Source organism: Salinimicrobium flavum (assembly GCF_042684505.1).
Lineage (GTDB): Bacteria > Bacteroidota > Bacteroidia > Flavobacteriales > Flavobacteriaceae > Salinimicrobium > Salinimicrobium flavum.
This window is the reverse complement of sequence record NZ_JBHULT010000008.1, coordinates 319,755-337,983: the sequence shown is the minus strand read 5'-3', so window position 1 is coordinate 337,983 and position 18,229 is coordinate 319,755. Positions and strand designations below refer to the sequence as shown.

The 18,229-nt window shown below is 42.2% G+C and carries 17 protein-coding genes; 10 read left to right on the top strand and 7 right to left on the bottom strand.

Annotated features, from left to right (window positions below):
• Window positions 1–4: 4 nt before the first annotated feature.
• Window positions 5–1,660, bottom strand: coding sequence for a gliding motility lipoprotein GldJ (gldJ, locus tag ACFSTG_RS09790; protein WP_380751793.1), 1,656 nt, complete (start codon window positions 1,658–1,660; stop codon window positions 5–7).
• 537 nt (window positions 1,661–2,197) lie between these two features.
• Between gldJ and porV the strand changes: the two genes are divergently transcribed.
• The 9 genes from porV to ACFSTG_RS09745 all read left to right on the top strand — a co-directional run bounded on the left by porV (window position 2,198) and on the right by ACFSTG_RS09745 (window position 11,564).
• Complete coding sequence (gene porV / locus ACFSTG_RS09785) at window positions 2,198–3,358, top strand: type IX secretion system outer membrane channel protein PorV (protein ID WP_380751790.1); 1,161 nt, start codon at window positions 2,198–2,200, stop codon at window positions 3,356–3,358.
• A gap of 116 nt (window positions 3,359–3,474) precedes the next feature.
• Window positions 3,475–3,957 (top strand): cytidine deaminase, encoded by a 483-nt coding sequence (gene cdd / locus ACFSTG_RS09780; RefSeq protein ID WP_380751787.1) that lies wholly within the window; start codon window positions 3,475–3,477, stop codon window positions 3,955–3,957.
• Between the two features lie 109 nt (window positions 3,958–4,066).
• Window positions 4,067–5,065 carry a pyruvate dehydrogenase (acetyl-transferring) E1 component subunit alpha gene (pdhA, locus tag ACFSTG_RS09775; protein WP_380751784.1) on the top strand — a complete coding sequence of 333 codons (999 nt, stop codon included), beginning with the start codon at window positions 4,067–4,069 and terminating at the stop codon, window positions 5,063–5,065.
• Window positions 5,066–5,071: 6 nt separating this feature from the next.
• Window positions 5,072–6,730: a pyruvate dehydrogenase complex dihydrolipoamide acetyltransferase gene (locus ACFSTG_RS09770; protein WP_380751781.1), complete on the top strand. Its 1,659-nt coding sequence runs from the start codon at window positions 5,072–5,074 to the stop codon at window positions 6,728–6,730.
• Window positions 6,731–6,797: 67 nt separating this feature from the next.
• Window positions 6,798–7,763 carry a M20/M25/M40 family metallo-hydrolase gene (locus ACFSTG_RS09765; protein ID WP_380751778.1) on the top strand — a complete coding sequence of 322 codons (966 nt, stop codon included), beginning with the start codon at window positions 6,798–6,800 and terminating at the stop codon, window positions 7,761–7,763.
• A complete protein-coding gene (locus tag ACFSTG_RS09760) occupies window positions 7,760–8,440 on the top strand; it encodes an SDR family NAD(P)-dependent oxidoreductase (RefSeq protein WP_380751776.1) in 681 nt (226 codons plus the stop codon). Before ACFSTG_RS09765 ends, ACFSTG_RS09760 begins: the two co-directional genes overlap by 4 nt.
• 4 nt (window positions 8,441–8,444) lie before the next feature.
• The gene (locus tag ACFSTG_RS09755; RefSeq protein WP_380751774.1) at window positions 8,445–9,050 is read left to right on the top strand and encodes a SprT-like domain-containing protein; all 606 of its coding nucleotides are present in this window, start codon (window positions 8,445–8,447) and stop codon (window positions 9,048–9,050) included.
• Between the two features lie 12 nt (window positions 9,051–9,062).
• Window positions 9,063–10,139: a mannose-1-phosphate guanylyltransferase gene (locus tag ACFSTG_RS09750; RefSeq protein WP_380751771.1), complete on the top strand. Its 1,077-nt coding sequence runs from the start codon at window positions 9,063–9,065 to the stop codon at window positions 10,137–10,139.
• A 3-nt stretch (window positions 10,140–10,142) separates the two neighbouring features.
• Entirely contained in the window at window positions 10,143–11,564 is a 1,422-nt protein-coding gene (locus tag ACFSTG_RS09745) for a DUF389 domain-containing protein (RefSeq protein WP_380751768.1), read from the top strand.
• An 8-nt stretch (window positions 11,565–11,572) separates the two neighbouring features.
• Here the strand turns inward: ACFSTG_RS09745 and ACFSTG_RS09740 are convergent, their stop codons facing one another.
• Both ACFSTG_RS09740 and ACFSTG_RS09735 read right to left on the bottom strand, forming a co-directional pair.
• Window positions 11,573–12,340 (bottom strand): ABC transporter ATP-binding protein, encoded by a 768-nt coding sequence (locus ACFSTG_RS09740; protein WP_380751766.1) that lies wholly within the window; start codon window positions 12,338–12,340, stop codon window positions 11,573–11,575.
• Window positions 12,337–13,077 (bottom strand): MlaE family ABC transporter permease, encoded by a 741-nt coding sequence (locus tag ACFSTG_RS09735; protein WP_380751763.1) that lies wholly within the window; start codon window positions 13,075–13,077, stop codon window positions 12,337–12,339. Before ACFSTG_RS09735 ends, ACFSTG_RS09740 begins: the two co-directional genes overlap by 4 nt.
• A 112-nt stretch (window positions 13,078–13,189) precedes the next feature.
• On the opposite strand from ACFSTG_RS09735, the gene pafA reads away from it, so the two are divergent.
• On the top strand, window positions 13,190–14,854 hold the full coding sequence (pafA, locus tag ACFSTG_RS09730) for an alkaline phosphatase PafA (RefSeq protein ID WP_380751761.1): 1,665 nt from the start codon (window positions 13,190–13,192) through the stop codon (window positions 14,852–14,854).
• Here the strand turns inward: pafA and ACFSTG_RS09725 are convergent.
• From ACFSTG_RS09725 to ACFSTG_RS09710, 4 genes are all read right to left on the bottom strand, one after another.
• Window positions 14,851–15,702: a glycosyltransferase gene (locus ACFSTG_RS09725; RefSeq protein WP_380751758.1), complete on the bottom strand. Its 852-nt coding sequence runs from the start codon at window positions 15,700–15,702 to the stop codon at window positions 14,851–14,853. The two genes, pafA and ACFSTG_RS09725, sit on opposite strands and share 4 nt — an antisense overlap.
• A 32-nt stretch (window positions 15,703–15,734) precedes the next feature.
• On the bottom strand, window positions 15,735–16,409 hold the full coding sequence (locus tag ACFSTG_RS09720; RefSeq protein ID WP_380751755.1) for a hypothetical protein: 675 nt from the start codon (window positions 16,407–16,409) through the stop codon (window positions 15,735–15,737).
• Window positions 16,410–16,498: 89 nt separating this feature from the next.
• Complete coding sequence (locus ACFSTG_RS09715) at window positions 16,499–17,023, bottom strand: methyltransferase (protein WP_380751752.1); 525 nt, start codon at window positions 17,021–17,023, stop codon at window positions 16,499–16,501.
• A gap of 1 nt (window position 17,024) precedes the next feature.
• Window positions 17,025–18,083 carry a 3-oxoacyl-ACP synthase III family protein gene (locus tag ACFSTG_RS09710; protein WP_380751749.1) on the bottom strand — a complete coding sequence of 353 codons (1,059 nt, stop codon included), beginning with the start codon at window positions 18,081–18,083 and terminating at the stop codon, window positions 17,025–17,027.
• Window positions 18,084–18,229: the final 146 nt, after the last annotated feature.

The following is an 18,229-nucleotide window of genomic DNA, read 5'->3' as shown; positions in this document are numbered from 1 at the left end:
AAAATTAATTCTTTGCTGTTTTGTTTTTCTTTAAAGATTTGGAACCAACGCGAGACATAGCATTTCTAAACCCTATGTAATCTGTAGCCATATCTTGAGGGAAATATCTTCTTTGGGCAGGATCAAGCCAATAGGCGCGATCTCTCCAGGAACCTCCCTTGTAAACCCTCACATTGTCATCAATTAAAGTATTCCTTCCTGTGGTCTCGTCATACTGTAAACTTCTTCCACCTAAACTATCAACTGTTGCAGTGTGAACAGGAGAGTTGTACATTCTTTGGTTTGGATCTTCAACTTCTGCGAAATTGTCATAATAACGTGTTGACCTCTTGTCGCCGTCACGGAAGCTTCTGTTGTCACTTTCAGAAAAATTACTTCTCAGGTAGGTGTCTTCAGGTGTGATAGGTACGGTTTTGATCTCTCCGGGAAGGTTTCTGGCTACTATCCTTCCGTTACTCAGGGTGTCGTATTCGATCTGGTCTACGCCCAGAACTTCTACGGTACCGTCTTCTGAAATTGCATGTTTAGTGTAAACATTTCCCCGGTAGTAGTTGAAATCGTTGAATTCATCGTCAACAATGGGTCTGTAAACATCAGCTACCCACTCTGCTACGTTTCCGGCCATATCATAAAGGCCAAAATCATTAGGTTCATAAGTTTTAACTTCAGCAGTAATATCGGCTCCGTCATCACTCCAGCCTGCTATACCACCGTAGTCTCCGTCTCCCTGCTTAAAGTTTGCCAATTGGTCGCCACGACTTTTGGCATCCCCTGAACGGGTGTATTGTCCGTCCCATGGATATTTTTTTCTACCCCTATATACATTATAATTCCTGATCCCTACAAGGGCCAGGGCTGCATATTCCCATTCTGCTTCTGTTGGAAGTCGGTACTCAGGTAAAAGTACTCCATGCTTACGTTGTACATAAAGGTTCGTGCTATCTTTGGTCATGAACCTGTCTGCTTTATTACCACCCCTGGCGATACTGTCATTACCTCCATAAGCTTTGGTTGGGGCATTTAAATAAGTTTCTGTGCTGAAGGTTTCTCCCGGCTCCACGGCGTATCTGGCCCCTTCGAGGGTGAATCCTTCTTTTTCCAGCCTAAGTTCATTAACTCTATCTGTTCTCCATTTACTGAATTCCACAGCCTGGATCCAGCTTACTCCTACCACCGGATAATTCGCATAGGCGGGATGGCGGAGATAGTTATTGGTCATGGTTTCATTATACCCTAAACGATTTCTCCATACCAGCGTGTCCGGTAAAGCTCCGTGATATATGTTGCGGTATCTTTCTTCACTGGGAGGATAGACCCGTTTAAGATAATCAAGGTATTCCAGGTACATAAGGTTTGTCACCTCTGTTTCATCCATATAAAAGGACTGGACATGTTGTTGAGTGGGAGTGTTGTTCCAGTCATGCATCACATCGTCCTGTACCCTTCCCATTGTGAAGGTTCCACCCTCTACGAAAACCAGTCCTGGACCTGCTTCCTGTTCATCATAATCTGCATTGTAGGTGAAACCGCCTTCCTTGGAATTAATGTCCCATCCTGTGGCGCGGGAATTATTCTTGTAATCCTTGGAGTTGTTACAGCTTAGGAGACCAGCACTTACAGCGAGGGCTAAAAACGCTTTTACAGCAACCTTATTTCTCATATTCACAATATCTTTTGTAGCAATTTTGGCTTTGCAATATAGTAATTAACGCTAAACTTTCAAGAATATTTCAAATGACCTGTAATCTTGTAGGATCCTGAAAATCTTGATGCTAACGTTTTTTTTCCGCTCTAAATCTGAGGGTATAAATTTAATTCTGCCTTCAGGAACTTATTTCTGAAGGTTCTCATATTCAAAGCAAAAGTAATTGTTTTTTCGAACTTAAGTATAATAATTGGAATTACGCAGGCTCTACCGGTAAGGATTACCATTAATTATATCTTAAAATTTATGTAAGACAAAACCTGCAGAATTTCAGGAAGCGGTAGAGCAGGGGTTATTTTATTGGTTCTCAGACCCGAAAGGTGGTTATGTCTGTGCATTGGTCGTTTTTATTGGTGCTTTCAAAGAAAAAGAAGCAGGTATTATAAGCTTCTGTTAAACTCTGCGTTATGTTATAATAAAATACAGAATTTAGGGTAATTCATTATTTTGTCGTTTGAATTCAGGTATATTTGTTAATTATTAATTAGTCCTATGAAAAATTTACCACTCTTAATATTAAGTGCTGTATTCTTTTTTAATGCTAAATCTTATGCGCAGGAAGAGCAGGACCGGGTTATAACCACAGCTGTTCCTTTCCTGTTGATCGCAGCCGATGCAAGAGCTGCGGGAATGGGTGACCAGGGGGTTGCCACTTCTGTAGATGCCTTTTCCCAGCAATGGAATCCTGCCAAATATGTTTTTGCAGAAAGCCAGCAGGGCTTCGGGGTTACCTATACTCCTTACCTTAGCGAACTGGTAAATGATATTTTCCTGGGGAACATTACCTATTTCAATCGTATCAACGAACGAAGTGCCTTCGGGGCAAGTTTTAAATATTTCAGTATGGGAAATATCGAAGCCCGTGAAACTCCCGATGATCTTCCTTTAATATTAAGTCCTAATGAATTCACGCTGGATCTTTCTTATGCTTTGAGATTGAGTGATCATTTTTCAATGGCCGTGGCAGGACGTTATCTGCGGTCTGACCTTAAACTGGCCCCGGTAGATGCAGATGCGACCGCGGCAGGAACTTTTGGGGTAGATGTAGCTGCCTTTTTTAGAAGTAGTGCCATAGATTATACCCGATTTGACGGACGCTGGAGGGCAGGCTTGAATATCTCCAACATTGGGCCTAAAATTAAATATGATGAAGGCGGTCAGGAAAACTTCATCCCCACTAATCTTAAACTGGGAGGAGGATTTGATTTTATACTTGATCCTTCCAATCGTATTGGAACCTATCTTGAATTTAATAAATTACTGGTCCCCACGCCAAAGGACTTTGATGGTGACGGCGATATAGATTCTGAAGATAACCAGGAGTACAATTCAATTGGTGCCGTGGAAGGTATTTTTAAATCTTTTGGAGATGCCCCCGATGGTTTTTCTGAAGAGCTTAAGGAGGTGACTTATGCTCTTGGAGCAGAATATGTATATCAGGATGTATTTTCACTTAGAACAGGGTACTTCCATGAAAGCCCTGAAAAAGGATCTCGTGAATTTATTTCTTTTGGTGCAGGTTTCAGATATACGGTCGTGAATATTGATATTTCCTATTTATTTTCTACTTCAGAAGTGGTAAGTCCGCTTGAAGGAACTTTGAGGTTTGGTCTTACCTTTAATTTTGGAAGACAGTACAACGAAATCTATTAGACTTTTAACTGCTGAAAATTTTCCTTAATAATAGTTACCTTTGCTCCCGCAAAATGAGCAGGTTAATTCCCGGACTTTTAAAGTTGCGGGAACTTTTATCTATAGAAACCCAGTAAATGAAAAAAATTACCATAAGTGCAGATCTGGACATATTTGATGGGGTAGAAGAATTGCCCAATGAGGTTCAGGTTTTAATGGAAAAAGCTGTAGAAGCCAGGGAAAGATCTTATTCCCCATATTCTAAATTCAGGGTAGGTGCGGCCATAGAGCTCGGGAATGGCGAAGTGGTCACGGGCAGTAATCAGGAAAACGCTTCCTATCCTGCAGGACTTTGCGCAGAAAGGACAGCCATTTTTTACGCCGGGGCAAAATATCCTGGAGTGAAGATGCAAAAACTGGTTCTTACCGCGAGATCTTTAAACCACACCGTAGACACTCCAACCCCACCTTGTGGATCCTGCAGGCAGGCCATAGCAGAATATGAAGTGAAGCAGGATGGACCTATCGAGATCTTTTTTATGGGGGAGACGGGAAAAGTGGTGAAAGCAAGATCTATATCAGATCTTTTGCCCCTGATTTTTGACAATTCCTACCTGTAGATTTTTTAGCGGTTTTTTACTGTAGAAACTGTTTTCCATTCCTTTTGAAAATAGTATTTTTGTCGTTCGCTTGGCGGAAGCATTGCTTAGCAATTAAAATTTGTTATTAATGAAGAAAATTACAAAAGCCACTTACCTTAAGTGGTATGAGGAAATGCTGTTCTGGCGGAAGTTTGAAGACAAGCTTGCGCAGGTATATATTCAGCAGAAAGTAAGAGGTTTTTTACACTTGTATAACGGTCAGGAAGCTATTCTTGCCGGAGCCTTGCACGTCATGGATCTTAAGAAAGATAAAATGATCACTGCTTACCGTAACCACGTGCAGCCTATTGGTATGGGGGTGGATCCTCGAAGGGTAATGGCCGAATTATATGGTAAAAAAACCGGAACATCTCAGGGAATGGGAGGTTCTATGCATATATTTTCAAAAGAACACCGCTTTTATGGCGGTCACGGAATTGTTGGAGGGCAGATACCTTTGGGTGCCGGTCTCGCATTTGCCGATAAATATTTTAAGACCGGGGCAGTTACCCTTACTTTTTTAGGGGATGGAGCTGCACGCCAGGGAGCGCTTCATGAAACCTTTACTATGGCTGTGAAATGGAACCTGCCGGTAGTTTTCTGCGTAGAGAACAATGGGTATGCCATGGGAACTTCTGTAGCACGTACTTCTAAAAGCACCGAGATCTGGAAATTAGGCTTGGGTTATGATATGCCTTGTGGCCCTGTTGACGCTATGAATCCGGTGAAGGTTGCCGAAGCTCTTGATGAAGCTATGGCCCGCGCCAGAAAAGGTGAAGGTCCAACTTTCCTTGAGTTGAAGACATACCGTTACCGTGGTCACTCCATGAGTGATGCCCAGCAGTACCGTACCAAAGAAGAGGTGGCAGAATACCAGAAGATAGATCCCATTACACAGGTGAAAGATGTTCTTTTAGAAAAGAAATATGCTACAGATAAAGATATCAAGGAGATGGATAAACGGGTGAAAGACCTGGTGAGCGAATGTGAAAAGTTCGCTGAAGAAAGTGATTTCCCTGATATTCAAACTATGTATGATGTAGTTTACGAGCAAAAGGATTATCCGTTTTTACCCCATAAATTATAATTGATTATGGCAGAAGTAGTAAAAATGCCTCGTTTGAGCGACACCATGGAAGAAGGTGTTGTTGCAAAATGGCTTAAGCAGAAAGGTGACAAAGTAGAGGAGGGAGATATCCTGGCTGAGATCGAGACAGACAAAGCCACGATGGAATTTGAATCTTTTTATGAGGGTACTTTGTTGCATATTGGAGTACAAGAAGGGGAAACTGCCCCTATAGATGCACTTTTAGCCATCATAGGAGAAGAAGGAGAGGATATTTCGGCTCTTTTGGATGAGGGTGGATCTGCTAAAGAAAAAGCTTCGGAAGACACCGCATCATCAGAAGACGGGAAAGAAGAAAAACCGGAATCAAAAGATGATGAAGAAAAAGAAGAAGGAGAAGGATCTTCTGAAGGTGGTGAAGTCCCTGAAGGAGTTGAAATAATCAAAATGCCCCGCCTTAGTGATACCATGGAAGAGGGAACAGTTGCTACCTGGTTGAAACATAAAGGTGATAAAGTAGAAGAGGGGGATATCCTGGCCGAGATCGAAACTGATAAGGCTACAATGGAATTTGAATCTTTCTATGAGGGTACTTTATTGCACATAGGGATTCAGGAAGGTGAATCTGCACCTGTAGACAGTGTGCTCGCTATTATTGGACCAGAAGGGACAGACGTATCCTCTCTTGTGAAAACCGGTGGAGCCGCCAAAGCTAAATCTGGCAAAAAAGCTCAAAGTAAGGAACCTGCTTCCGAAGAAAAGAAAACTTCCGAAGCACCAAAAACCACTCAAGACGGCCGTCGGATCTTTGCATCGCCTTTGGCCAAAAAGATGGCCGATGATCTGGGGATCGATCTTTCCACAGTGAAAGGTTCTGGTGAAAATAACCGGATCGTTAAAAAAGATATCGAAACCTACAAGCCTTCAGAAAAAGCTGCTTCGGCTCCTGCTCCTGAAAGTAAAGAGGCCCCGGCCGCAGCACAAACCTATATCCCCGCAGGGGAAGAAAGTTTCGAGGAGATCAAGAACTCGCAGATGCGAAAGACCATTGCGAAGAGGCTTGGAGAATCCAAATTCAATGCACCACATTATTATCTTACCATTGAGGTGGACATGGCAAATGCCATGGCAAACCGTAAGCAGATCAATGAGCTGCCAGATGTGAAGGTATCTTTTAATGATATCGTGATCAAAGCGACTGCAATGGCCTTGAGAAAACACCCAAGAGTGAATTCACAGTGGACAGGTGATACCACAAAGATCGCGAAGCATATCCATATGGGGGTTGCTGTAGCGGTTGAAGATGGATTGGTTGTTCCTGTACTGCAATTTGCAGATCAAATGAGCATGACCCAGATAGGTGCTAATGTAAAGGATCTTGCAGGTAAGGCACGGAATAAAAAACTACAACCACAGGAAATGGAAGGAAGTACCTTTACTGTTTCCAACCTTGGAATGTATGGGATCACTGAGTTTACCAGTATTATTAACCAGCCAAACTCTGCAATACTTTCTGTAGGAACTATCGTAGAGAAGCCGGTGGTGAGAAACGGACAGATAGTGGTGGGTAATACCATGAAGCTCACACTTGCCTGTGATCACAGGACTGTTGACGGTGCCACCGGTGCTGCATTTTTAGAGACCTTGAAAAAGTATCTTGAAAATCCTGTTACCATGCTGGCATAACCAATTTCATGTCTATAATATAACAAAGGAATCCCGCGAATTGCGGGATTTTTTTATCTTTAGGCCCATGAGAAAAATCCCGATCTTAGGTGCAATCGCATTATTCATTTCTGCTTTAGGATGTAAAGAGGCAAAAGAGGTCACCACTTCCCATAATTCTTCGCCATATAGCATTTCAGAATCTTCTGTTGCCAATACATTAGAGTACCTGTCTTCAGACGATCTTAAGGGAAGAGCGACGGGCACAGCCGGTATTGAACAGGCCGCAACCTATATTGAAGATGAATTTGAAACGCATGGTTTGAAACCTTATTTCAGAAGTTACAGAGATACTTTTGAAGTGGAAGGCGTCACCGGTTATAATATGGTGGCTTTAAAGGAAGGAACAGATCCCGCTTTCAAGGATGAATACATCATTATTGGAGGACATTACGATCATGTAGGTTTTGCCAGGAAAGTAGGATTGGACTCCATAGCCAATGGTGCCAATGACAACGCTGCCGGCACTGCCGCAGTATTGGAACTTGCCAGGTATTTTTCTAATAGGGATACCAAAAGAAGTCTTCTGTTTACCCTTTTTTCTGCGGAAGAAATGGGACTGATAGGAGCAAAACACCTGGCAGGAAAATTAAACGCTGCACCTCTTGATCTTTATGTAATGTTCAATATAGAGATGATTGGTGTACCCATGAAGAATAATGATTATATGGCCTATCTCACAGGTTATAATAAAAGCAACCTGGCTGAAAAATTCAACCGGTATGCCGGGAAAGAAGTTTTAGGATTTCTTCCGGAAGCAGAAAAATTCAGGCTTTTTGAAAGAAGCGATAACCATCCTTTTTACCAGGAATTCAATGTGCCAGCTCAGACCATTTCCACCTTCGACTTTTCCAATTATGATTATTACCATCATGTCAAGGATGAGTTCGAACACATGGATACCGCTCATATGACAGAATTGATAGAGGCTATTGCTCCGGGATTAACTGAAATGGCAAACTCACCTGAAAGGGAAATACAAATGGCAGAATGAAAAATATTATTGTAACAGGAACGAGCAGGGGAATTGGACTGGAGCTGGTAAAGATATTAGCTGCCCGTGGGCACAGGGTGCTTTCCCTTTCCAGGAATGAGAAACCGGTAGCCGATCTACAGCTTGAACAGGTTCATTCCTTGTCATGTGACCTCACTCAGGAAGTAAATTTACAGGCTGTTTCACAATTTGTAGCACAAAACTGGGATCGTGTGGATGTCGTGATCCATAATGCCGGGGCTATAGTGAACAGGCCTTTTGAAGAAATTTCCTTGAAGGACTTTGAAAAGGTTTTTCAGGTCAATGTTTTTGGAGTCGCAGCGCTTACCAAAGCTGTGGTTCCCTTTATGAAAAAGGATGGACATGTGGTAACGATCAGCAGTATGGGAGGAGTTCAGGGAAGTATGAAGTTTCCGGGACTTTCAGCATACAGTTCCAGTAAAGGGGCGGTAATCACTCTTACTGAATTGCTTGCTGAAGAATACAAGGAATCAGGTCCCTCTTTTAATGTTCTCGCCCTTGGCGCAGTGCAAACTGAAATGCTGGCAGAAGCATTTCCCGGATATGAAGCTCCTGTGAAGCCCGATGAAATGGCTGAATACATTGCAGAATTCTCCCTGACGGGTAATAGATTCTACAACGGTAAATTACTTCAGGTTTCCAATAGCACCCCTTGATTGAATGAAAAATATATTAGAAAAATATATTCCTACACATGCGGTAGAGCCGGTTTTTGGTTTGATCGAAGCAAATCAGATCCACCTTAAGATCGTTAATGAAAGAAAGACCAGGCATGGGGACTACCGAAGGCTGCCTCACGGGGTACACCAAATTACCGTTAATGCAAGCCTCAACAAATACCGTTTCCTGATTACTCTTATCCATGAGATCGCACATCTTTTTGCATTTGAAAAATACGGAAGACAGATTAAGCCTCATGGATTGGAATGGAAGCAAATTTTTCAAAAGTTGATGTTGCCGTTCATAAGACCAGAAATTTTTCCTTCAGAACTGCTTCCGGTGATCGCCAGGCACTTTAAGAACCCAAAGGCCAGCAGTGATACAGATGCAAGACTCTCTGTGGCATTGAAAAGTTTTGATGAAAAAAATGACAGGAATTATGTTTTTGAAGTTCCTCATGGGAGTATTTTCAGGATCTATAACGGAAAGATCTTCCAAAAAGGGCAACGTCGCATTAAACGTTATGAATGTACAGAGGTCAAAACAGGGAGAATTTACCTGTTTCAGCCAAACGCGGAGGTAGAACTGTTAAAGACGGCGAATTAAAATACGGAGAGAATGAACAAAGATAATTATGCGGTTCTTATGGCCGGTGGAGTAGGATCTAGATTCTGGCCCGTTAGCACTACTCAAAAGCCCAAGCAGTTCAGGGATCTTTTAGGTACCGGGGAGACGCTTATACAAACCACCTTTAGAAGATTGACCGCTTTGGTTCCTGCGGAAAATATCCTGATCCTTACCAATGAAAAATATGAGATCCTCGTTCACGATCAACTAAATGTGGAGCCGGGGCAGGTGGTACTGGAACCCGCCATGCGCAATACCGCACCGGCGGTCTTACTGGCTGCTTTAAAGATCTATAAAAAGAATAAAAATGCCGTGATGATCATGGCACCAAGCGATCACTGGATCGAGAATGAAACTGCGTTTACAAATGATATAAACGCGGCCTTTGAAGCCTGCCGAAGAGATGACAGGATCGTGACCCTTGGGGTTCTACCTTCCTTTCCTAATACAGGCTATGGGTACATACAATATGACAAAAATGGAAGTGGCAAAGTTAAAAACGTCAATGAGTTCACCGAAAAACCTACTATAGAAGTTGCGCGCAGATTTCTGAAAGAAGGCAACTACCTTTGGAACGCCGGGATCTTTATATGGAATGTTGATTTTATTCTACGCTCATTTTCCAGAAATCTCCCTGAGCTCTATGATCTTTTTGATAAGGGCAGGGAAAAACTGAATACCGTTGAGGAATTTGATTTCATTGGAAAACATTATTCTTCTGCTCCCGATATTTCCATTGATTACGGGATCCTCGAAAAGGAGAAAAATATTTTTGTCATTCCGGCTTCCTTTGACTGGAATGATCTGGGTACCTGGGGTTCCTTGTTCGATCAATGTGATAAGGACGGACAGGAAAATGTGGTTCTTAATGCCCGGGTGCTTGCTCAGGCTTCAGAAGGAAATATAATAAGTTCCAACTCCAATAAGGTTGTGGTAATTGACGGACTCCACCGATATATCGTGGTTGACGAAAAAGATGTATTATTGATCGTTCCGAAGGAAAAAGAGCAGGAGATAAAGCAGATAAGGGAGATGGTTCAGAAAAAATTCGGAGAAAATCTAGGTTAGCGAATGGAGAATAACAGTAACAGCACTTCTATTGAGGCAGGAACCGGAGCGAACGGAAAATCCCTTTGGCGGGAACTAAAGAGTTTTCTTAAAGAATTATTGGATATTCATGAGGATACAGATCGCGATACCACCATGGAGACGGTTAAGCGCGATATCTCTTTTAAAGGGCATAATGCCTGGATCCTTGTGTTCTCAATATTTGTCGCTTCTATTGGCCTTAACGTGAGTAGCACTGCCGTGGTTATTGGTGCCATGTTGATCTCCCCTCTAATGGGACCCATTGTGGGGGTGGGATTCTCGGTTGCGATAAACGACGTGGACACCCTGAAACGCTCTTTGGTCAATTTGGGTGTTATGGTAGTGTTGAGTGTACTTACGGCTTACCTGTATTTCCTGGTTTCTCCTATCAAGGAGGAAACCCCCGAACTGGTGGCTCGTACTTATCCTACTATCCTCGATGTGCTTATTGCTATTTTTGGCGGTCTTGCCCTTATAGTGGCGAAAACTAAAAAAGGAGCCATAGCCAGTGTGATCTTTGGGGTTGCTATTGCAACGGCCCTTATGCCACCCCTGTGTACCGTAGGTTATGGCCTGGCAATTGGTAACTGGGAATATGCAGGTGGTGCCTTATATCTTTTCTCGATCAACTCAGTCTTCATTGCTCTTTCAACTTTTCTGGTTTCAAAATTATTAGGGTTTCCCCTGGTAAAATATGCCAACAGCAGGCGTCGTAAAAATACTGCCCGCCTTGCCTCTTTGATCGCTATCCTGGTAATGATACCAAGTATCATCCTTTTCGTAAACCTTTTAAGTGAGCAGGTTTTCAATAGTAAAACAAAAGAATTTGTAAATGATGTGATAAAGTATCCCGGGGCTGAAGTGGTCAAATTTAACCAGGATTATAAAACAAAGATCATTGATATTTATCTTATTGGAAAACCTGTGCCCCAGGAGCAGATCTACCAGTGGAAATCACAGCTGAACAGTATTCCGAAGCTGGAAGACGTGGTACTTGATGTTCACCAGGGGTCCTACCAAAGTCCGGAAATGGCAGCGCAATTGACCAGTGAGGTAAGGACCGGGATCCTGGAAGACCTTTACATGCGCAACCAGCAGGTGGTGGAAGATAAAGATGCACGTATTAGGTTACTGGAGCAGGAACTAATGCACTATCGTAGTTCAGGTATCCCTTTCGAAAAAATCACCCGTGAGGCTAAGATCAATTATAAGAATATCAGGGAGATGAGTTATGCGAACAATCTGGTGACCAATTTTTCGAAGATAGATACTATTCCTACATTCAACATTAGATGGGATAACTCTCTTTCCCGGGCTTCACGGAACGAAGAAATGAATAAACTGCAGGAGTGGTTAATGGTAAGGCTTGCCCTTGATACCATCTCCGTGAGAACGATCAATTGATCAATTGATCAAAATCCCTGCATCTGGGCTTTTCTAACCTTTCTGAATAGATCTGAGGAATAGACGAATTCGGTTACCGCTTCATTTTCAGCTTTAAAGATAACCTCTTTATCGCCTTCCCACTCCAGTTTTCCGTCTTTAAGAAAAACGATCTTTTCCCCTATTTCCAGAACCGAGTTCATATCATGGGTATTGATCACCGTGGTGATGTCATATTCCCTGGTGATCTCCAGGATGAGGTTATCTATCACCGTAGCGGTTTGTGGATCAAGTCCCGAGTTGGGTTCATCACAAAAAAGGTATTTTGGGCGGTTCACAATGGCACGGGCTATGGAAACCCTTTTCTGCATCCCCCCGCTTATCTCCACCGGCATTTTCTGTTGCTGTGCTTCGGCCAGGTTAACCCTATCCAATACTTCCTTTACCCGCTTCATCATGGTTGCCCGGTTTTGTTTGGTGAACATGCGCAAAGGGAACATTACGTTTTCCTCCACGGTCATGGAATCGAACAGAGCACCACCCTGGAACACCATTCCCATTTGCTGGCGTAGTTCCCTTTGCTCCTCTTCGCTGAATGAAGAAAATGCCTGTCCGTCATAAAGGATCTTTCCTGAATCGGGTCTGAAAAGGCCTAACAAACATTTTAAAAATACTGTTTTTCCTGCCCCCGACTGGCCTATGATGAGGTTGGTCTGTCCTTTTGGAAAGACCGTTGAGATCCCTTTCAGGATCTCTTCCCCATCAAAAGCTTTTTTAATATTCTTTACTTCTATCATGAGCTTAACAGTAATTGGGTTATTACATAATTGGCGATGATGATCACCACACTGGTCCAAACGAACGACGTGGTGCTTGCCCGTCCAACTTCAAGTGCTCCCCCTTTCATGTAATAACCATGGTAAGAAGGAATAGTCGCTAATATTAAGGCAAAAATGAAGGTCTTTGCAAACGCGTAGACCAGGTGAAAGGAGTTAAAATCATCCTGTAGCCCCGAAATAAAATCTTCTGATGAAACAAAACCTCCAAATACACCCGCACTATAAGCCCCCAGGATTCCAAGGAACATGGAGATCGCAATAATAAAGGGGTAAGTAAGCATGGCGATGATCTTCGGAAAGATCAAATAGTTTAAGGAGTTTATTCCCATCACTTCCAGGGCATCAATTTGCTGGGTAACCCGCATTGATCCAATACTCGAAGTGATGTAGGAACCTACTTTTCCTGCCATAATAATGGAAATGAAAGTAGGTGCGAATTCCAGGATCACAGACTGCCTTGCTGCAAAGGCAATGAGCGTTCGGGGTATCAACGGGTTGTTGAGGTTAAGTGCAGTTTGTATGGCTACAACTCCTCCAATAAAAAAGGAAATGAAAGCAACTATACCCAGGGATCCCAATATAAGGTCGTCTATTTCTTTAAAGATTAGATTGGTGAGAACCGATCTTTTGGTCATTCGGCCGAAAACCCCTTTTAGCATTAAAAAATATTCACCAATAGAATGCAGATAGCCCATTTATAAATTTTGTAAATGCTAAAATACTAATTTTTTCAAGCAAAGTATTTAAGCTTGACTTAATCTTTGAAGCCTTATAAAATTGTATTTTTGGGACAATAAATATTTTATAATGAAGCATTTTATTCAAATTTTTTTAGCTGTTTTTTTCGTCCAGGTCGTTTCTGCACAGGACGGTTCCCGGGAGGGATTTAATCCATCCAAAGATCTCAGGACTCAACCAAAACTGGTGGTAGGGGTAGTAGTAGATCAAATGAGATATGATTTCATAACCCGATTCTGGGACAGGTTTGGGGACGGTGGGTTCAAAAAGCTCATTTCTGAAGGTTATAATCTTCGCAATACTCATTTTAGTTATATTCCTACCTATACAGGACCGGGACACGCTTCGGTCTATACGGGGAGTTCTCCCGAATCACATGGAATAATAGGAAATAACTGGTACAATAAATTTATCGGGGAGATGGTTTATTGTGTTGGAGACCCGGCGGTAAATTCTGTAGGTACAACTTCAGATGCAGGGAAAATGTCTCCCCACCGTCTCCTTACCACTACCGTCGCAGATGAAAACAGGTTGCATACGCAAATGCGCGGAAAGACCATTGGGATCGCATTAAAAGATCGCGGAGCAATATTGCCTGCCGGTCATACAGCTAATGCTGCTTATTGGTTTCATGGGCAGGACGAGGCTAAATGGGTGACCAGCTCATTTTATACTGAAGAACTACCAGACTGGGTGGAGGAATTCAATACTTCCGGTAGGGCACAGTCTTACATGAAGCCCTGGGAAACCCTTTTTGATACTGATACCTACTTGGAAAGTGGAATAGATATCAATGATTTTGAAGGAGGCTTTAAGGGAAAGGAAGATACAGGATTTCCTTATGACTTTCCGAAGTTACAGGAACAAAACGGAGGATATGATATAATTAAGGAAAGTCCTTTTGGGAACAGCTTAACTGCAGATTTTGCCATAGCCGCTCTCGAAGGGGAAGATTTGGGACAAGATGAGATCACCGACTTTCTTACGGTTAGTTTCTCTTCCACAGATTACCTTGGCCATAATTTTGGAGTGAACTCAAAAGAGGTGCAGGATAGTTACCTCCGTCTGGATCTTGACCTGCAGCGTCTTCTTGAGGCTCTGGATGATAAAGTTGGGGAAGACAACTATACCTTATTCCTCACTTCAGATCATGGTGGAGTTCATGTACCGTCTTATCTGCAATCTGTAAAGATCCCGGCGGGATATTTTAATAGTTCAGAATTCAGGGATTCTCTGAATGATTATTTGGGAGATGTTTTTGGAGAAGATACCTTTATTAAGAACATTTCAAATAACCAGATATTTTTCGACTATGAAGTATTGGAAGATAATGATATTTCAAGGGTTGAGCTGCAAAGAGAAGTTGCACATTTTGCACTTCAATATGAGCAGGTGAATAAGGTCTTTACAAGAGAACAACTGGAGGCAACAAGTTATTCCGATGGAATTGATGCTGCCGTTGATAACGGTTTTCACCAGAAAAGGAGTGGTGATGTAATGTTTGTACTTGAACCGTCTGTTATTTCTTATTCAAAAACCGGCTCCACTCATGGCAGTGGCCAGAATTATGATACCCATGCTCCTCTCATTTTTTACGGAAAGGGGATAAAACATGGAAATACATTGGAGCGTACAGGAATCGAGGATATTGCACCAACGATCTCTGCTTTATTAGGGATTTCATTTCCAAACGGCTCAACAGGTAGACCATTATATATGGTCTTTGAAAACTAACCGAACAACTTTGCGAACATCTTTTTATAACGGAGCCTTCTTATGAAGGCTCCTTCTTTTTTTGTCACCAGGAAAGTGGAGTTTGCGACAGCGGCCCTAAAATATCCTTCAAGGTAATCTTTGAGAAGCGCCGGTTTTCTCTTCTTCAGGGCAAGTTTGACCGAGGCAATGGTAGTAATGATGAATCCATAGCGAAGCTTGTAAAAAGCTTCCCCTTGTTTCCATCTGGCCTTTTTATGGTACGTAAACCCGGTTGGTCTGAGGTGTTTTACCTTTAAAGATGGATCGGTCACTATTTCCCAGCCATGGAATTGAGCCAGCAGTTCATCTGCAGTATCCCAACCCATTGATGGTTTAAGTCCGCCAATATCCCTGAAACATTCCTTTCGGTAAGCCTTTAGCGCTCCTCTGATATGATCCTTATCTGTAAGGCTTTCCAAAACCCATTCTTCTTCCTGCTGAATGTAACAGAAACCTCCAGCCATCCCCACCTTTGAATTTTTTGAAAAATGCCGGCTGATGGTTTCGAGGTAATTCTCCGGAAAGATAAGGTCAGCATCAAATTTGCAGATCACATCATAGGTGTCATCTAAAGTTTCTAATCCCTTCTGAAAGGCATTGATAACTTTGCTTCCCGGGAGATGTTCTTCTGAAGAAGTCGTTTTTACCAGGGAGATTAAAGGATATTTCCGGGTAAGTTCTGAAACAATTTCTGCAGTACCATCGGCTGATTGATCGTCAACTACCACCAGTTTTGATGGAAGAAGACTTTGTCTTGAGAGGGATTCTAAAGTTTCCCTTATAAATGCTTCTTCGTTGTGAGCGGGAATGACAATGTAAATTTTCAAAGTCTGCAGGTCTTTCGGCTAAATTACACTTTTTAAACATCTGTTTCCAAAGAAGCTTTTCTGAACATTATTTTTAAGAATGGCCGTAGTACCGGTCGCTTCCATTCAGAAATAAGATTTCCTGTAACAAGCACTATTGCGACAAAGGTCAATCCGGTTTTAGGAAACCCGGCTCCAATGAACAGCGAAGGAAAAAGGATGAGGAGGATTCCTGTCCACACCTGGAATCTATTGTAGGTAGGATAATTATTTTTAGCAGGAATAGCCCGCAATTGGTTATCATTATAAAAGATGTTGATCCATTTGTAGTAGTCCCACAGGAGTAAAAATATCGTTCCCAGGAACATGAGGAAAGCGACAAGCGGGGTAAGGCTGCCAATCGTGGTAATGGTGAGCACCGTGATGTTAAAAATGATGGGAAGAAAAAGCACCGCACCTATAGTCGCAAAGCGCTGAGTAATTAACAACAGAGCCGCAACTACCTGCATTACTCCTATCATATTGTAGTAATATCCAGTAGCATAGAGGGCATCCAGAAAGTCGTAGAACACTCCAACATTCTCCATGTGGGTGAAGGGTTGATCCAAAACCTTGATAATGCCTGAAGGCAGGAACCCCAGGCCTATAATATACCGAAGGTTGACCACGAAAAGTGACAAAAGTTCATTGTTCCTAAACCGGAAATAGTTGTCATAGAAAAGTTTCATAAGATTTTCAACTACGACGGGCAGGAAAAAGATTTGTTACATCAGAAATAAAGGATAAGGGAATTGAGGTGTAAATATGCCTATTTTGACTAACCTTTTTTTTCGGCATACACCGCATAATAACGGGGGGTGAATTTCCGTAACAGAGGCCTAAGTCCTATCTTATTTACGGGATTGGTCCATTTATGCCTTTCTTTGATCTCCCACCCTGCTTTTTCTAAAAGCCAGTCAAACTGCCAGTCCTCAAATTCGTGATAATGCCGGTCCCATTTATCAGTTTTGCTGCGGTAGGCGCGAGAGAACCAGAGGCGTAAAGGCACGGTGGCAACCAGTTTATCAGTTTTTATATCCCTCAGGACATTGAATGGTGCAATAAGATGCTCAAAGATCTCAAAGGCGGTTACAATTTCGGCTGTGCTGTTTTTTACTTTTTCAGTGTCCAGATCCAGGTCTTCTCCCGAAGTATTGGTTACCTGATACCCGTATATTTCCATTAATTCTGAAAAAGGATTTCTTATCCCCAGGTCAAGGATTTTGGCCGGGGCGGGAGCGACTTTAGTAAGGAATTCAAGGGTTTCTTTATACCTTTTATTAGGAAAAGTGTTTTCGTACATTCTAGAATTGGTAGACGATCGCATTAATGTTCATTCCTGCACCTACACTGGCAAGGATGACAACATCTCCTTTTTTAATTTCCTGATCCTTCATTTTTCCCTTCAAGATTAGATCGAGTAGGGTAGGCACTGTTGCCACGCTACTGTTACCAAGTTTATTGATGCTCATTGGCATCACACCTTCGGGGACAGGGGTTTTGAACTGTTTGTAAAACCTGTTTATGATCGCTTCATCCATTTTTTCATTCGCCTGGTGAATTAATATCTTCTTCACATCAGAGATGGATTTTCCACTTTTTTCCAGGCAGGTTTTCATGGCTGCCGGAACATGGCTCAGGGCAAACTCATAGATCTTTCTGCCGTGCATTTTTATGTATCGGCGGTTGTCATTACTGTCCCTGTTATTACTTTTTCCGAAGAAAATAAAATTGGCTTCTTCAAACGAATAGGTTGCGCTTTCATGAGCAAGGATCCCACCTTCTTCATCTGAGGCTTCGATCACTGTAGCACCTGCACCGTCTGAATAGATCATGGAGTCGCGGTCGTGTTTATCTACAACTCTCGATAAGGTTTCCGATCCAATTACCAGGCACTTTTTGGCAATTCCACTTTTGATGAAAGCATTAGCCTGGATCACAGCTTCTATCCAACCCGGACATCCGAATAGGACATCATAAGCCACACATTTAGGGTTCTTAATGCGTAATTTATTTTTTACTCTCGTAGCGAGGCTGGGTACTGTGTCGCTTTGCATATCGTCATGGATCACATCCCCGTAATTATGGGCCACGATGAGGTAATCGAGTTCTTCAGGGTCTATTTTTGCGTCTTCAATGGCATTTATGGCAGCCAGGTAGGCAATATCTGAATTGTTAAGTTCTTTTTGAATATACCTGCGTTCATGAATACCTGTAATAGCTTTGAATTTTTCAATTATTACAGTGTTTGACTGCCCAAAAGCAGAACCATCTTCATATAAAAATTCGTGCTTCTGGAAGTCTGAATTCTTTTCAACCTTGTTGGGTATGTAACTCCCAACCCCTGTTATTTTAATGCTCATCGTTTATAATTAATGGGGTAATTGCTTCAAAATTAATAAATCAGCTTCAGTATTGACCAATTTAATTAAAGAAAATATCCTTGATTATGAATGCTGCATTTATCGATCCATTATTTTGTAAAAGATTAAAAATTCCATTTTTCTGT

Coding starts and splice junctions, on each gene's coding strand:
- gldJ (WP_380751793.1), bottom strand. CDS start 1,660: ATGAGAAATAAGGTTGCTGTAAAAGCGTTTTTAGCCCTCGCTGTAAGT.
- porV (WP_380751790.1), top strand. CDS start 2,198: ATGAAAAATTTACCACTCTTAATATTAAGTGCTGTATTCTTTTTTAAT.
- cdd (WP_380751787.1), top strand. CDS start 3,475: ATGAAAAAAATTACCATAAGTGCAGATCTGGACATATTTGATGGGGTA.
- pdhA (WP_380751784.1), top strand. CDS start 4,067: ATGAAGAAAATTACAAAAGCCACTTACCTTAAGTGGTATGAGGAAATG.
- ACFSTG_RS09770 (WP_380751781.1), top strand. CDS start 5,072: ATGGCAGAAGTAGTAAAAATGCCTCGTTTGAGCGACACCATGGAAGAA.
- ACFSTG_RS09765 (WP_380751778.1), top strand. CDS start 6,798: ATGAGAAAAATCCCGATCTTAGGTGCAATCGCATTATTCATTTCTGCT.
- ACFSTG_RS09760 (WP_380751776.1), top strand. CDS start 7,760: ATGAAAAATATTATTGTAACAGGAACGAGCAGGGGAATTGGACTGGAG.
- ACFSTG_RS09755 (WP_380751774.1), top strand. CDS start 8,445: ATGAAAAATATATTAGAAAAATATATTCCTACACATGCGGTAGAGCCG.
- ACFSTG_RS09750 (WP_380751771.1), top strand. CDS start 9,063: ATGAACAAAGATAATTATGCGGTTCTTATGGCCGGTGGAGTAGGATCT.
- ACFSTG_RS09745 (WP_380751768.1), top strand. CDS start 10,143: ATGGAGAATAACAGTAACAGCACTTCTATTGAGGCAGGAACCGGAGCG.
- ACFSTG_RS09740 (WP_380751766.1), bottom strand. CDS start 12,340: ATGATAGAAGTAAAGAATATTAAAAAAGCTTTTGATGGGGAAGAGATC.
- ACFSTG_RS09735 (WP_380751763.1), bottom strand. CDS start 13,077: ATGGGCTATCTGCATTCTATTGGTGAATATTTTTTAATGCTAAAAGGG.
- pafA (WP_380751761.1), top strand. CDS start 13,190: ATGAAGCATTTTATTCAAATTTTTTTAGCTGTTTTTTTCGTCCAGGTC.
- ACFSTG_RS09720 (WP_380751755.1), bottom strand. CDS start 16,409: ATGAAACTTTTCTATGACAACTATTTCCGGTTTAGGAACAATGAACTT.
- ACFSTG_RS09715 (WP_380751752.1), bottom strand. CDS start 17,023: ATGTACGAAAACACTTTTCCTAATAAAAGGTATAAAGAAACCCTTGAA.
- ACFSTG_RS09710 (WP_380751749.1), bottom strand. CDS start 18,083: ATGAGCATTAAAATAACAGGGGTTGGGAGTTACATACCCAACAAGGTT.